We start from the raw sequence: 14,457 nt of genomic DNA, 5'->3' as shown, positions 1-14,457 counted from the left end.
TTGAATTGTGAAAAACCTTGTACACGCGCTGAGCGCCCGCAGGATCTGGATTGCGGCGGCAGCAGCAGCCGCCGCCCTGCTTGTCGCGGTGGCTCTGGTCCAGTCGACCGGGTCCCGTCCGGCTCCCCAGAGTTCGGCCGGGCAGGCACTCCGCGGCATCGCCGACGCGCAGGGCCAGGCCAAGGAAACCCGCGGGCAATACGGCTCCTACTGGCTCAGCGGCGGTGACCGCACTCTCGAGAAGTTGGCCCACCCGATCCGGACCGATGGAGTGGCGGACCTGCGGAGCATCGAATGTGGAAACGGGTGGGTGGCGGCCGCCCGGAGCGGAGACGACGTCGAGGTCATGTCCAGCCGGGAGGACCGCGTGGTCCGTGCGGGAACAGGTGACCTCGACCGTCCGGACTGCATGACCTCCGAGGCGGTGGAGTCCATGCTCTCGGATTTGGGCGTGCGACAGCAGGCCCCGGCACCCGCCGTCGCAGCTTTCGATCGCCCCGAAGGGGCATCCAGGTTCCGGCCCAGTTACCACATCACGCCTTCGAAGAACTGGATGAATGATCCGCAGCGGCCGATCCTGATTGACGGGCTGTGGCACTACTACTACCTCTACAACGCCGGGTATCCGAAGGAAAACGGTACCGAGTGGTATCACCTGACCAGCACAGACCTGGTGCACTGGAAGGACGAGGGGGTGGCGATCGCCAAATACAAAAACGGGCTCGGCGACGTCGAGACCGGAAGCACCGTCGTAGACACGGACAACTCGGCCGGCTTTGGCAAGGGAGCCGTGATCGCGGTCATGACCCAACAGGACCAGGGCATCCAGCGGCAGTCCCTGTTCTATTCCACCGACAACGGCTACTCCTTCACCGCGTACGCGCAGAACCCGGTCATGGACAACCCCGGCCAACCGAACTGGCGGGACCCGAAAATCATTCGCGACGAAGCCCACGGCCAATGGGTCATGGCCCTGGCCGAAGGTGAAAAAATCGGCCTGTACACCTCGCGGGACCTGTTGCACTGGAGCTACGCGTCAGGCTTCGAACGCACTGGTTTGGGCACCCTCGAATGCCCGGAACTCTTCCAGCTGGACCTCGACGGCGATCCCGCCAAACGGACCTGGGTACTGGCCGCCAGCGCCAACGGGAGCGGGGAGGGATTCACCACCGGCGTTGCCTACTGGACGGGTGAGTGGGACGGAACCCGTTTCACAGCGTCCGGCAAGCCGCATCAGTGGCTCGACGCCGGCTCCGACTTCTACGCCGCCGTGACCTGGGATGATCCCAGGCTCACCCAAAGCCAGCGGATGTCGTCCCGGCACGCCATCGGGTGGATGAACAACTGGGCGTACGCCCGGCAGTTGCCCACCGAAGACTGGCATGGGGGAGCGGACTCGATGGTGCGCGATATCAGGCTGGAAACCATCAGGGGGACCCCGACCCTCGTGTCTAAGCCCACCGCCGCGATGGAGTCACTTGGAGGTCCGGTGGCAACGGTCGGGGAACGCCGGATGACCCAGGAAGGCGCAGGCGAACTGCCCGTTCCTGAGGGCGGTGCGTACCGGCTCGATGTGACTCTGGAGCGCACTCCGGGCGATGACGGCTCCGTTGCCAGGATTGAGCTGGGAGGAGAAGGGAGACCGTTCGCGACGGTCGGGTACGACTTTGTGAAGGAGTCGGCTTTCATCTCCCGCGACGCCGATGCTGCCGCCACCGGCAACGCTGAACTCAGCCCTGACTACCGGGCGATGCGACACGCAGCCAGCCCGCCGCGCAACGGGACGGTCGAGCTAACGATCTTCGTCGACTATTCCTCGGTAGAGGTCTTCATCAACGGCGGTGAAAAGACGCTGACGTCGCTCGTTTTCCCCACAGCGGCGACGCCGGGCTTCCACGCCGCCACGACGGGGGGCACGCTGACGCTCAAGTCCATCAGCTACAGGCGGCTGGCCTCCGCGCACTGACCGGTGACTCGGCCCCGCCCGTCAGTTGCAAGAAATTTTGCTAAAACGCTTGATCAGCCGAAAGCGTCACGTTATCTTTACGTTGGTCAAACGCTTAAGCAGATGGGACATCAGTGCCGATGAAACGCTCAGTATTCTTCCAACCGACCGACGGCTGGGTTGGAGACCTCATCCCCTTCGAGAAGGACGGGGAGTTCTGGCTCTTCTACCTGCACGAGGTCCGCACCGAACCCAAACCCGGGACCTCCTGGAACCTCGTCACCACCAAGGACCTCACCCAGTTCGAAGACCACGGCGTCGCGCTGCACCACGGAGGCGAGAATGACCTGGACTTCAACGCCTACACGGGAAGCATCGTGTGCGACGAGTCCGGCAGTCACCACCTGTTCTACACCGGCCAAAACCCCCGGAACCTCGGCCCCGACGGCGCGCCGCTGCAGCTCGTCATGCACGCCACCAGCACGGACGGCATGAAGACCTGGGTCAAGGACCCGGAACTGACATTCGGCGCGCCGGACGGCTACGAGCCCGGCGACTGGCGGGATCCCTTCGTCTTCCGGGACGAGGCGGCCGGGCAGTGGCGGATGCTGCTGGCCGCCCGCCACGCAAGCGGGCCCGAGCGCCGCCGGGGCGTCATCGCCCAGTGTGTGTCCTCGGATCTGATGGCCTGGGAGCACACCCGGCCGTTCTGGGACCCCCGGCGCTACATCACCCATGAATGCCCGGACGTTTTCGCCTGGGGCGACTGGTGGTACATGGTCTACTCGGAGTTCTCGGAGTCATTCACCACCCGCTACCGGATGGCCACGGGCCCCGACGGTCCCTGGACCGTGCCGGATCTGGACAGCATCGACGGACGCGCTTTTTATGCTTCCAAGACCGCCGAACGGGACGGGCGCCGCTTCTTCTTCGGCTGGATCGCCAGCAAGGAGGACAAGCGGGACGACGGCGCGTGGCAGTGGGCCGGCACCATGTCAGTCCTGGAGGCACGCCAGAACCCCGATGGCACCCTGGCGTTCTCGTTCGCCGACGAACTCGTGGACACGTTCTGGGACGAGGTCCCGGTGTCCTTCGACCGGGACCTTCCTGCGGCCCTCACCGTCCCGGACGGCTTCGCAGCCGTCGTGTCCGAAGAGGACCTGCCGCCGCAGTTCTACGCCAAGGCAGTTCTGCAGATCGCGCCCGGCACCACAGAGTGCGGCCTGCTGCTCCGCTCCAGTGCCGACGGCGACCGGTCCTACGTTCTTCGACTTGAACCCAAGCGCGGCCGCATGGTGTTTGACCGATGGCCCCGAAAAATCACCGGCGATGCCCAATGGCATGTCTCGGGCGACATTCCGTTCGACATTGAACTGGAACGCCCCTGTGACCTGGAACCCGGCGAACACACGCTGGAAGTGGTGGTGGACGGAGACCTCTGTGTCGCCATCCTGGACCGGCGCGTGTCCCTCAGCACGAGGATCTATGACCTGTCCGAGGGCCGGATCGGGATCTTTGCCGGGGAAGGAGCCGTCACCCTCACCGAATTCGAAACACGCCAGCGCACCGTCACCTAACTCAACCCGTCCTCAGCTAATCAAGGGAGATTGCCGAAATGATAAAACTGTTCCGAACTGCCGCCGTGGCGGCCGCCACCGCACTGGCCCTGGCAGCTTGCGGCGGAGGGGCCACCAATCCCTCCAACGTGAGCCCCACCGGGGAAATCAAGCCCCGGGGAATCTCATGGTTGCTCTCCCGCCCGGCCGACGGCGCCGTCATCAACATCATGAAGAAACTCGCGGACGACTACGCCAAGGACCACCCGGGCTTCTCGCTGAACCTGATCACCACACCGGACAGGCCCTCCTATATCCAGAAACTGGAGACCCTCGCCGCGGCGAATAAGCTTCCCGAGCTCTTCGACACCGACGCCACTCCGTTCGCCCAACAGTTGGCGAAACAGGGAAAAATGGTCGACGCCGAGAAGCTGCTCAAGACCCTGAACGTCTACGACAGCTACCGGCCCGGCGCCCTTGGCTACCAGCGGTTCGACGACGGGTCGCTGTACATGATTCCGTTCCAGTTCGAGCTGGAGTTCATCTGGTACAACAAGGCACTCCTGCAGAAAGCCGGAGTGTCCGTCCCGACGTCCCTCGATGACCTCCCCGCCATGTGTACCGCCCTGCGCCACGCCGGCATCACCCCCATCGCCATCGACGGCCAGGACCAGTGGCCACTCGAACGGTACATCGCCTACCAGCCGTTCAGGGAAGCCGGCCCGGACTTCATCCAGAAGCTCAAGAAGGGCGAAGCCAAGTTCTCCGACCCCGCAGGCCAGAAAACCGTTCAGTGGCTCGCCGCACTCGGCAAGGCCAAGTGCTTCCAGGACGGCTTTTCCTCCCAGGGATACTCCGATGCCCAGAACCAGTTCACCTCCGGCCAGGCCGCCATGTACAACATCGGCACGTGGGAACTGCCCAGCCTGGCAACGGACAAGTTGAATCCGGCGGTGCGCAACGACACCGATTTCTTCACCCTCCCGACGACTCAGGGAGCCGTCACGGCGGCCAACGAATTCGTCTCCCCGTCCGGCATCGGCATGGCGGTCAACTCCAAGACCTACGACCCGCTGGTGAGCGACTTCCTGAAGTTCGCCCTGGCGAAGTATCCAGCCGAATACGCAGCCACCGGTGCGCTTTCACCGACGACCACCGTGGAAACCCTCCTGCCGGCCAACGCGACACCGCTGTACAAGAAGGCCCTTGAGAAGGCGAACGACCTCGGGGACAAGCAGGCCATGCCGTGGGATACCCAGCTCGATCCCACCACCAACGGCAGGCTGCAGCAGGAACTCGTGCTCCTCGTCCAGGGCAACATCACGCCCGAACAGTTCACCACCACCATGGACAACGCCGTCGCGCAAAACGCCCCGAAATTCTTCAAATAACCGCCGCGGTGGGGGCTCCGGCCCCCACCCGAAAGGGCCAAACATGCTTCCCAACAGGTCACGACTCTCAGTCCTGGTGTTCCTCCTCCCGCCACTGTTGCTCTACGGCGCGGCAGTGCTGTTCCCCATCCTCCAGTCCCTGGTCCTGAGCTTCTTTTCATGGAACGGGATCAGCGACATGGAGTTCGTGGGACTGGCAAACTACGTGCGGATGTTCACCGGAGACGACATCTTCTGGCGCTCCTTCTTCAACGCCCTCGGCTACCTGGCCATCTGCCTGGTCCTGCAGCTTGGCGGCGCCCTGCTGGTTGCCAGCCTCCTGACCTCGCTGCGCCGGGGCCGGGAGCTCATCAAGACCCTCTACCTCCTGCCCGCAGTGATCTCGACGGTGGCCATCGCGTTCCTCTTCGTCCGTATCTACTCGATCGACCCGGTGGGCCTGCTCAACCAGATCCTGCAATGGATTGGCCTCGGCGCCCTCGAACGCCCCTGGCTCTCGGACATCAACACCGTCCTGGCCGCGGTTTCGGCGCCGGAAGGATGGCGGTTTACCGGCCTGTACATGCTCATCCTCTACGCTGCCTTGCTCTCCGTTCCCCTGGAACTGGAGGAAGCCGCCCGTCTCGACGGCGCTTCGCGGTGGCAACTGTTCACCAGGATCCGATTCCCGCACATCCGGCCCGTCTGGATCACCACCACCATCATGGCTACGACCTACGGGCTGCGCGGATTCGACATCCCCTACCTGATGACCAACGGCGGCCCCGGACAGTCCTCGGAACTCCTGACCACCTACATGTACAAGACGGCTTTCACCAGCACTGACTTCGGCTACGCCAGCACCATCTCCGTGTTCATCGTTGTCGAATGCCTGGCCGCCGTCGGGCTCATTCTCTTCATGCTCAAACGAAAGGCGGACGCATGACCGCACAAGCAGCCCCGATCACCAGGCCCGTTGCCACCCCGCCGGACAACCAGCCTCCGCCGCGAAGGCGGCGGAAGCCCAGCCTCCACGGCACGCTGTCCAAAGTATTGATCGCCCTCATCGTCATCGTGCAGGTCTACCCGCTCGCCTGGCTTTTCATCACCAGCCTGCGCACCGAGCAGGACTTCGCCACCGGCGATCCGTTTGCGCTGCCCACGTCCCTGACCTGGGAAAACTATGCCCGGGCCTTCGAAACGGGCAACCTCGGGCTGAACATCCTCAACAGCTTCATCGTCACCATGGGAGCCAACCTCCTGATCGTGCTGCTGGGAATGATGGCAGCCTACGCGCTCCAGGTCCTCGGCTTCCGCTTCAGCAAGGTGGTCCGCAGCCTGTTCCTGATCGGCATCATCGTGCCCGTACAGATCGCCCTGGTGCCGCTGTTCATCGACTACTCGGCCATAAACCTGCTCGACACCTACCCCTCAATGATCATTCCCCTCGCCGGCTTTGCCCTGCCTATGTCGATCTACCTGTTCTCCTCGTTCTTTGAATACATCCCCCGTGAAACGTACGAGGCCGCATCCCTTGACGGGGCCGGGCCTTATCGCATCTTCGGGCTCATCACCCTGCCCTTGTCGGTCAACACTGTCGTGACCGTTGTGCTGGTCAACAGCATCTTCATCTGGAACGACTTTATCTTCGCCAACACGTTCGTCCTCTCCGAGGAACTCAAGACCATCCCGCTTGGCCTGCAGAACTACATCGGAGCCATGGGCAAGACCGACTGGACCGCCACGTTCGCCGCCGTCTGCGTCACCATCACCCCGCTGCTGCTAGTCTTCCTGGTCCTCAACAAGGCCATGATCCAGGGACTGGAAAGCGGGGCGACAAAGGGATGACAGCAGCAACAGCCGGTTATACTCCTGACGGAGGGCAAATGATTTCGCAGGAGAGTAGTTCGGGCACGCCATCGATTGAGGCTGCACCCCCGAAGCGGCCGACGCGCGCCCAGCCCGTCACGCTGCGCCAGGTGGCGGAAGCCGCCGGAGTCTCCACAGCCACCGTCTCGTTGATCGTCAACAAGAAGAAGGACGCCCGCATCTCCGCCGCCACGCGCAACCGGGTCCGGGACGCGATCCGGGACCTTGGCTACCGGCCCAACGCCATGGCCCAAACCCTGGTCAGCGGCAGCTCCCGTTTCATCGGCCTTGTCGCCGACGCCATCGCAACAACGCCCTTCGCCGGCCAGATCATTCACGGCGCCCAGGATGAGGCCTGGAAACATGGCTACGCCCTCCTGATCGCCAACACCGAAGGCAACAGCGAGCTCGAGACCGATGCGATTTCCATGATGCTTGAGTACAAAGTGCGCGGAATCCTCTACTCGACCTGGTTCCACCGCGCCACGGACATACCCGCCACCCTCCGCGAGGCGGACTTCGTCCTGGTCAACTGCTTCTCGACCGAACCGGGCACACGGGCCGTCGTCCCCGATGAGGTACAGGGCGGCCGTTCAGCGACGGAAGTCCTGCTCAAGCATGGTCACCGCCGCATTGCCTTCATAAACGCGACCATCCCCGCGCCGGCAAAAGACGGACGCCTTCAGGGCTACCGGGAAGCTCTTGAAGCTGCCGGCATCGGTTTCGATGAGAGCCTGGTCCTGGAAGCCTATCCAGACCAGGAAGGCGGGTACGGGGCCACCGGGGAACTCCTCAAACGGGACATTACGGCCGTGTACTGCTACAACGACCGGATGGCGATGGGACTGTATGACGGGCTGCGCGAGCACGGCTTGTCCATCCCGGAGGACATCGCGGTGGTGGGGTTCGACAACCAGGAAGTCATTGCGGCCCACCTCCGCCCCCCGCTGTCCACGGTATCCCTCCCGCACTACGAGCTGGGTGCAGCCGGGGTGCGGATCCTGCTGGGCCTGGAAGAACCACCGGAAACTGCCGCAAAAATCTACTGCCCCACCGTGGAACGAACCTCGGTACAGGCGCTGGCCCCGGCTTAGCCCGGGGGAGAACCCATGCTGGATTTCATCATTGACATTCTCGGCGCAGTGCTGGAAGCGGCCTGGGGTAATTGGGGGCCCACAGCCAAGCAACGCGTCAAGCGCGGGCTCCGGCTCTCGCGCCGCCGGAAGCTGTCCGCGAAGAGCCGAGAGTTCGCGCAGATATGGCTGGATTACGGACTGCAGAATCTTGCGGACCTCGGACTGAAGGCGCGGGAGGCGGAGATCCGGATGGCGCTGGCCACTGTAAAGGAAGCCGCGCCGGAGCCTGGCAGGAAGAACTGACTACGGGGAATCTCACTTGGCATCCATTGTTCAACAAACGTACCGCCGCGAACGCGCAGGCACCGGGCTGCAATCCATGCTCGCCGGCGCCCTCGAACCGCCCGGGCGCGGAAGAGTACTGCTTGGGGACTGGTTCAGCCCTCACAGTCCCTGCAGTAGGCGTGGGTACCGACCTGCCGGGCGATCTGGGAGCGGTGCCGGACCAGGAAGCACGAGTAGCAGGTGAACTCGTCACCGGCCTGCGGGATTACCTGGACGATCAGCTCTTCGGCGATGAACTCGCCGCCCGGGACCCCGGCGCCGTCCAGGCCGTCGGCTTCGTCGAGTTCCTGGACAACGCTGCGGGCGTCAGGAGCGTTTGCGGACTGCAGCGCTTCCAGTGAATTTTCCTGGGATTCCTTGACGTCGGAGCGGACTTCATCGTAGTCGGTTGCCACGTGGGTTGATCTCATTTCTCGTCTGGTGACTGGGCTCAGTGCAACGTACAGCACCGCGCAGCTATTCCACAGTCTTCGGGCGGAAAAACCGCCTATATTGCGCCGGGGGACACGCCATGCGCCGGTGCGGGGGCGCGTGGCTGTTCAGGCCTAGGATCAACGGCATGATGCCGGGACGAATCGACGCCGCAGACGGGAAGAACACCGTCAGCGTCAGCGCAGGGATACTTGAGAGCGTCTGGCGTCCCGGTTCCTTTGTGGACGTCGATGACGCCCGGGACGCCATGCTTGCCGTGGAGCGCATCAGTGGCGGCACGCCGATGCCGATGATCTCAGAGATGACCGACGTCGTATTCAGCGCGGCGGCCAGATACCAATTCGCACAGAGTACGGGTGTGGTGGCCATCGCCGTCCTCGGATCCAGCACCGTGGACAGGGTCATCGCCTCGGCCACGAGCCGGGAGACGCAATATCCGCACGAGTTCTTTACGTCCCGGAACGCCGCAATCGCATGGTTGGAAGACGTCGCTAAGAGCCGCGAGTAGTACTCGGCCGCAGCTGGCGATGTTCGGAACAATTTGGAATCGACCAGAGACAGACCGGTCTTTCCCGATGTAAAGTTGCTTCACGGTCTTCCGCTCCATTTCCCGAAGATCATCTGCAGGGCCTTGGGGTGCCATCGCCGGTTCCAGGCTCGGCCGGAACGGGAACAAAGGAATAGCCAAATGTCCATGGATTTGTCGTCCCGTCCGGAAACCTCACGGGAATACGCACCGATTAGCCCGTCGGTGAGCAATCAGGGCGACGGCGACGCGCGGCTGCGGCTGCAGGCGGCCGAGATCATCGCCGCAGTGCTGTCCGATTCCACGCCGGGGCACGCCGCTGCCAGGGAACAGCTGTGGCAGTGTCTGCAAGCCCATCCTGATCGGCCGGAAATTGCCCTGGTGGAGCACCTGATCGCCCTCCGGGAGGAAGCTGGTGGCGGGACGCCCGGGCTCCATTCCGTGCACCGACCCATCGTGCACCAGCGTCCGACACTGCGTGTGCACTATGGCCGCCCGGACCGGGGAGTACGCGGCGGGCTCGGCGGCCTGGCCGCAGACGGAGCCTAGCGAACGGATGCGGCAACCGCGCGTGCGTCCTGCAGTCGTGCACTATGTGCACTACCGGCAGCCCTGCACGTGCTGAATTATTCCTGCTTGTCAGTCTGGCTGTCAGTACCGGGCCCGGCGCCAGCACCCGGTTTGCGGACGGGATCCACGGTTCCGCTCGCGCCGTAGTCACCCTCTGAGTACCGGCCGATTTCGGATTCTGCGGTGCGGCCCGGCGCCGTTCCGGCATCGCCGTAGTCCGCCTCCACGTAGCGCCCCGATTCCCTGGCTTTGCCTCCCAGCGGTTCGGGCAGACCGCCTTCGCTGCCTGCCAAGCCGTAGTCGCCTTCGACATACTGGCCTTCCTCGTCGTCAGCATGGCGGCCGCGCTGCACACCGGCCTTGCCAAAATCGCCTTCGACATAGCGGCCCCGCAGGTCTGGTTCCTCTGGCTTCTTTTCCGGGCCTGCCTCATTCGCGGTGTCTTCGAAGTCGCTGCTATCGGTCATGATCATGCCTTTCCCGAGACGAACTCTGCGTCTTCTGCGGCGCGCAACTTAAGTCTAGCGAGCGGTGTCGTTCCTCAACAGAATGGCTCGGGCCGCAGCACGGATCAACTGCCGGTGTGGTCTCCGGCGGCGTCCCAATCGGATGTGGCTGTGTCGGCTACGCGTTCACGGTGTTCGCGGAGAAGGGCTTCCAGCAGCTTTCCGTGCGCCAGATCGCCGAGGCCATCGGGACGAGCCATACCGCGATCCTTCATCACTTCGGTTCGAAGGACGCCCTCCTCGAGGCCGTGCTCGTGCGCCGGGAGGAGATCGAGGGCCCTTGGCGCGGGGCGCTGATCGAGAACCGCGGGCTCCTTGATACCGTGCCTGAGGTGATGAGGCACAATGCGAAGATCCGTGGGGTCATCCAGCTCGACGCGACTCTCCGGGCCGAGGCGGTGGGCACCGACCATCCGGCCCACGCTTTTATCCAACGGCGGGACCGGGACTTCGTCGGGTCCATCCGCGAAGAACTCGAGCGCGAGCTCGGCGCGGGCCGCCTCAAGCCAGGACTGGACCCAGACCTCCTCGCCCGCCAGATCACCTCCCTGATCGAAGGCGTGCAGCTCGCCTGGCTCTACGACGAGTCGATCGACATGGCGGCGCACCTCGAGGGGTTCATGGAGCTGATCAGGACCTCGCCGGCGGGGCCGCTGAGCTGAGCGTGCCCGCATACCATCGAGGCCGGCTCGACCGTCAAGGGGAGCAAGTACGTCTTCGACCAGAACGACAAGTCCACGGACGCCTCGAAGTACACGTGCAGCAAGATCGTCTACAGCATCATCACCGATCCGCAGGCCCGCGCCAACGCGCTCATCTCCGGCCAGGTCGACGTCGCCTCGCACGCCGCGTCCACGGCCGACCTCGTCAAGTCGCGGGGCATGCGACGTGGTCAGGGTTGGTTGGCGGGGCGGACCAGGATTTCGTTGATGGCGAGGTGGCGGGGACGGTCGAGGGCGAAGGCGATGATTTCGGCGATGTCGTGAGCGGTGACGGTTGCGTGGCTGTAGGCGTCGGTGACCGCGGCGTTGGTCTGCTCGTGGGTGATGTGGGTGGGTAGTTCGGTCGCGACCACGCCGGGTTCGATGAGGGTGACGCGCACATCCGGTAGGAGTTCCTGTCGAAGGGATTCGGACCAGCCGTTGATGCCCCATTTGGTGGCGGCGTAGACGCCGTTCCCTGCGCGGGCTGTGCGTCCGGCGACGGAGGAGATGTTGATGATGTCGCCGTCGCCGTCCTTGAGTTGGTCGAGGAATACCTCGGTGGTGGTGATCGCGCCGAGCAGGTTGACTTCGATCATGCGGCGGTAGTCCTCGCTCTGTTCGGCTGAGAACGGGCCAAGGAGCATGATGCCGGCGTTGTTGATGAGGATGTCGGCGCCGCCGAATTCGTCCTGCACGCGCCGGGCCGCAGCCTGGAGGGCGTCGCGGTCGGTGACGTCGGCTTCGATCGCGATCGCGCCGGCACCGAGTTCGGTTGCCAGTGCTGACAAGCGGTCGGCGCGGCGGGCCAGCAGCGCGACACGGTATCCGGCTTTATGGAGGGCTCGGGCGGTGGCTTCGCCGATGCCGGAGGAGGCTCCGGTGATGACGGCGGTGCGGCCGGAGGCGGTGGTGGTCATGGTGTTTCCTGTTCTGAGTGGTTCGAGGGGTGCCGGCTGGGTGGTCTAGTCGGCGAAGACCTTCTTGGCGACCTGGATGGCGGACATCGCGCGGGGCCAGCCGGCGTAGAACGCGAGGTGGATGATCGCTTCCTTCAATTCGTCCTCGGTGAGGCCGTTCTGTTTGGCCAGGCGGAGGTGGTTGGGGAGTTGTTCGAAGCTTGAGGAGGTGATCAGGCTCGTGACGGTGATGAGGCTGCGGTCGCGTTTGGAGAGTTCGGGTCGTTCCCAGACGTCGCCGAAGAGCACGTCGTCGGTGAGGTCGACGAGTTTCGGGGCGAAGTCGCCGATGGACCGCTGGGCGGGGCTCTGCTCGGTCATGGTGTTCTCCTTTCGGTTCAGGCGTCGAAGTCGGTGCTGCGGCTGACCGGTTCCCAATTGTCGGCGTCGGCGCGCAGCGCCTCGAGCGCGGCACGGAATCCGTTCGAGGCGTCGTTTCCGAGCAGCAACAGGAAGGGGGTGTCTTCTGATTCGACGACCTTGATGAGCGCGGCCGCGGCCTTCGCGGGGTCGCCGTTCTGGGTGCCGTGCATGGTGTCGTGTTCCTTGCGGCGCTTCCCGGCGGTGTCGGCGTAGTCGGCGATCGGTTCGGTGGCCTGGGTGAGGGAGCGGCCGGCGAAGTCGGTGCGGAACGCGCCCGGCTCGACGGCGATCGCGCGGATGCCCAGGGGTGCGATCTCTTTGCGGAGCGACAGGGTGAGCGCTTCGATCGCGGCCTTCACGGCGGAGTAGTAGCCGGAGCCTTCCGGGCAGATGCGGGCGCCGATGGAGGAGAGGTTGATGATCGTGCCGGAGCGACGGGCGCGCATTCCGGGCAGCACGGCCTTGATGGTGCGGACAGTGCCGAACACGTGCGTGTCGAACAGTTGGTGCACGGCATCGTCCTCGCCCTCTTCAACGGCGGCACGGTAGCCGTAGCCGGCGTTGTTGACGAGAACGTCGACGGCGCCGAACCGCTGTTCTGCTGCCGCGACGGCTGCGGTGACCTGCGCGTCGTCGGTGACGTCGAGCGCGAGGGCGACGGCGGTGTCCGGGTAGCGATCGGCGATGTCCTGTACTTTCGCGGTGTCGCGGGCGGTGACGACGGCGTTGTCGCCGTGCTCGAGCACCGCGGTCGCGAGGGCGCGGCCGAGGCCGGTGGAGCATCCGGTAATGAGCCAAGTGGTCATAGGGCTTCTTCTTCCTGATCGATCGTTTCGTCATCGTGCTGGAGCGCGAGCGTCTGCGCGCGCCGGTATTCTTCGTCCGTGACGTGTTCACCCCAGGTGACGCTCGCGCCGTCCTTCTCGGGGAGCAGTTCGGAGAGGGCAAGGTGGGACATGAAGTTATCGACGGTTGCGCCGTGCCAGTGCCACTCGCCCGGCGGTGTGTAGACGGTCTGGCCGGGATGCACGGCGACCGTTTCTCCGCCACGTGTCTGCACGATCGCGACGCCGTCGGTGACGCGCAGCGTCTGTCCGCGCGCGTGCACATGCCAGGCGGTCCGCGCACCGGGCGCGAACCGCACGATTGCTGCCGTCAGGCGCGAAGGATCCGGTCGTGGTTTGGCGACCGGGTCGACCCATACGTCGCCGGTGAAGCGATCCGAGGGCCCTTTCGTGGTCGCGGCCCGAGGTTCTATCTCCATGTCAGCGTTCGCGGGTCGACGCCGACGCCGACGCCGACGCCGGCGCCGGCGCCGGGGCCTGGGCGCCGCTGCTGGCGGCGAGGCTGCCCAGGAGGCGGAGCCGTTCCTCGGTTGGTGAGCCGGACGGGGCGGTGTAGGCGAAAATCATCCAGCCGGGGTGATCGGGGATTTCGACCCCTTCGTAAACGAAGTCGAGTTCACCAATGTCGGGGTGCACGATCCGTTTCACCCCGGTACGGTGCAGGCGGACATTGTGGGCGGACCAGCGGATTCGAAAGGTGTCGCTGCGCGTGACGAGCTCACCAATCAAATCCGTGAGGCCCTTGTCGTGCGGGTTCCGGCCCGCAGCGGTGCGCAGGGAGGCTACGGTGCTGTCGGCCGCGCTTTCCCAGTCCGGGTAGAAGGTGCGCGATGCCGGGCTCAGGAAGATGAACCGCGCGTTGTTGCTGCCGTTCGCCGGGTCATCCAGCAGCGGTGCCATCAATGCCCGGCCGAGTGTGTTCGTAGCCAGGATGTCCCGTTGCGCGTTCAATACCCACGCAGGCGCCCCGGTCATGGCATCCAGGAACGCCTGCAGCGAGGGCCTCACACCGTTTGGCGCCGCGCGGCGGGCGGATGCCGCGCGGCGGGCGGTTGCCGGAGCAGCCGACCGGGCGAGCTCGTGCAGATACTGCGTCTCGGCCTCGTCCAAACGCAGAACCCGGCCAACAGCATCAAGTACCTCGGCCGAAACGCCGGCGAGGTCGCCTCGTTCCATCCGCGCATAGTATTCGCTGCTCGTGCCCGCAAGCATCGCGACTTCCTCCCGTCGCAGGCCCGGCACCCGGCGGCGACCGCCGCTGATGATGCCCAGCTGTTCCGGAGTCAGGCGCGCCCGCCGGGTGCGAAGGAACTCGCCCGCTTCTTTCCGATTACCCATGCCCCCACTCTAAGAGCACACCCACGGGAAGAAACAGGAACCACCAGTTAGTGGAT

17 protein-coding genes are annotated in these 14,457 nt (G+C 64.7%); 10 read left to right on the top strand and 7 right to left on the bottom strand.

Translation table 11 applies throughout. The features are described 5' to 3' along the window. The first annotated feature begins 7 nt into the window (after positions 1-7). The 7 genes from AC1DDO_RS01940 to AC1DDO_RS01910 all read left to right on the top strand — a co-directional run bounded on the left by AC1DDO_RS01940 (position 8) and on the right by AC1DDO_RS01910 (position 8,119). On the top strand, positions 8-1,966 hold the full coding sequence (locus AC1DDO_RS01940; RefSeq protein WP_476971302.1) for a glycoside hydrolase family 32 protein: 1,959 nt from the start codon (positions 8-10) through the stop codon (positions 1,964-1,966). Between the two features lie 119 nt (positions 1,967-2,085). Then, the gene (locus tag AC1DDO_RS01935; protein ID WP_476971301.1) at positions 2,086-3,522 is read left to right on the top strand and encodes a glycoside hydrolase; all 1,437 of its coding nucleotides are present in this window, start codon (positions 2,086-2,088) and stop codon (positions 3,520-3,522) included. Between the two features lie 38 nt (positions 3,523-3,560). Further along, positions 3,561-4,892 (top strand): ABC transporter substrate-binding protein, encoded by a 1,332-nt coding sequence (locus AC1DDO_RS01930; RefSeq protein ID WP_476971300.1) that lies wholly within the window; start codon positions 3,561-3,563, stop codon positions 4,890-4,892. Between the two features lie 43 nt (positions 4,893-4,935). Next, a complete protein-coding gene (locus AC1DDO_RS01925) occupies positions 4,936-5,817 on the top strand; it encodes a carbohydrate ABC transporter permease (RefSeq protein WP_441408801.1) in 882 nt (293 codons plus the stop codon). Then, positions 5,814-6,719, top strand: coding sequence for a carbohydrate ABC transporter permease (locus AC1DDO_RS01920; protein ID WP_476971299.1), 906 nt, complete (start codon positions 5,814-5,816; stop codon positions 6,717-6,719). Before AC1DDO_RS01925 ends, AC1DDO_RS01920 begins: the two co-directional genes overlap by 4 nt. Before the next feature lie 38 nt (positions 6,720-6,757). Continuing rightward, positions 6,758-7,834, top strand: a complete 1,077-nt coding sequence (locus tag AC1DDO_RS01915; RefSeq protein WP_476971298.1) for a LacI family DNA-binding transcriptional regulator — start codon at positions 6,758-6,760, stop codon at positions 7,832-7,834. Positions 7,835-7,849: 15 nt separating this feature from the next. Further along, positions 7,850-8,119: a hypothetical protein gene (locus tag AC1DDO_RS01910; RefSeq protein ID WP_476971297.1), complete on the top strand. Its 270-nt coding sequence runs from the start codon at positions 7,850-7,852 to the stop codon at positions 8,117-8,119. Between the two features lie 134 nt (positions 8,120-8,253). Here the strand turns inward: AC1DDO_RS01910 and AC1DDO_RS01905 are convergent, their stop codons facing one another. Beyond that, complete coding sequence (locus tag AC1DDO_RS01905) at positions 8,254-8,556, bottom strand: DUF4193 domain-containing protein (RefSeq protein ID WP_476866527.1); 303 nt, start codon at positions 8,554-8,556, stop codon at positions 8,254-8,256. A gap of 164 nt (positions 8,557-8,720) precedes the next feature. Between AC1DDO_RS01905 and AC1DDO_RS01900 the strand changes: the two genes are divergently transcribed. Then, positions 8,721-9,101 carry a DUF7793 family protein gene (locus tag AC1DDO_RS01900; protein WP_441408806.1) on the top strand — a complete coding sequence of 127 codons (381 nt, stop codon included), beginning with the start codon at positions 8,721-8,723 and terminating at the stop codon, positions 9,099-9,101. A gap of 180 nt (positions 9,102-9,281) precedes the next feature. Continuing rightward, positions 9,282-9,668: a hypothetical protein gene (locus tag AC1DDO_RS01895; protein WP_476866526.1), complete on the top strand. Its 387-nt coding sequence runs from the start codon at positions 9,282-9,284 to the stop codon at positions 9,666-9,668. A 77-nt stretch (positions 9,669-9,745) separates the two neighbouring features. Here the strand turns inward: AC1DDO_RS01895 and AC1DDO_RS01890 are convergent, their stop codons facing one another. Next, on the bottom strand, positions 9,746-10,156 hold the full coding sequence (locus AC1DDO_RS01890; RefSeq protein WP_476866525.1) for a hypothetical protein: 411 nt from the start codon (positions 10,154-10,156) through the stop codon (positions 9,746-9,748). Positions 10,157-10,272: 116 nt separating this feature from the next. Between AC1DDO_RS01890 and AC1DDO_RS01885 the strand changes: the two genes are divergently transcribed. Continuing rightward, on the top strand, positions 10,273-10,857 hold the full coding sequence (locus AC1DDO_RS01885) for a TetR/AcrR family transcriptional regulator (protein WP_476866524.1): 585 nt from the start codon (positions 10,273-10,275) through the stop codon (positions 10,855-10,857). Positions 10,858-11,087: 230 nt separating this feature from the next. Here the strand turns inward: AC1DDO_RS01885 and AC1DDO_RS01880 are convergent, their stop codons facing one another. Genes AC1DDO_RS01880 through AC1DDO_RS01860 form a run of 5 tightly spaced genes read right to left on the bottom strand, consistent with a single transcriptional unit; the run spans position 11,088 to position 14,401 of the window. Beyond that, the gene (locus tag AC1DDO_RS01880; protein ID WP_476866523.1) at positions 11,088-11,816 is read right to left on the bottom strand and encodes an SDR family oxidoreductase; all 729 of its coding nucleotides are present in this window, start codon (positions 11,814-11,816) and stop codon (positions 11,088-11,090) included. Between the two features lie 45 nt (positions 11,817-11,861). Further along, on the bottom strand, positions 11,862-12,176 hold the full coding sequence (locus AC1DDO_RS01875; RefSeq protein WP_476866522.1) for a carboxymuconolactone decarboxylase family protein: 315 nt from the start codon (positions 12,174-12,176) through the stop codon (positions 11,862-11,864). Between the two features lie 17 nt (positions 12,177-12,193). Then, positions 12,194-13,024: an oxidoreductase gene (locus AC1DDO_RS01870; RefSeq protein WP_476866521.1), complete on the bottom strand. Its 831-nt coding sequence runs from the start codon at positions 13,022-13,024 to the stop codon at positions 12,194-12,196. Next, positions 13,021-13,482, bottom strand: a complete 462-nt coding sequence (locus AC1DDO_RS01865) for a (R)-mandelonitrile lyase (protein WP_476866520.1) — start codon at positions 13,480-13,482, stop codon at positions 13,021-13,023. Before AC1DDO_RS01865 ends, AC1DDO_RS01870 begins: the two co-directional genes overlap by 4 nt. A gap of 1 nt (position 13,483) precedes the next feature. Next, positions 13,484-14,401 carry a helix-turn-helix transcriptional regulator gene (locus AC1DDO_RS01860; RefSeq protein ID WP_476866519.1) on the bottom strand — a complete coding sequence of 306 codons (918 nt, stop codon included), beginning with the start codon at positions 14,399-14,401 and terminating at the stop codon, positions 13,484-13,486. Between the last annotated feature and the right edge of the window lie 56 nt (positions 14,402-14,457).

The organism is Arthrobacter sp. 10N43 (genome assembly GCF_056394525.1).
This window is presented reverse-complemented; position numbering and strand designations above follow the sequence as displayed.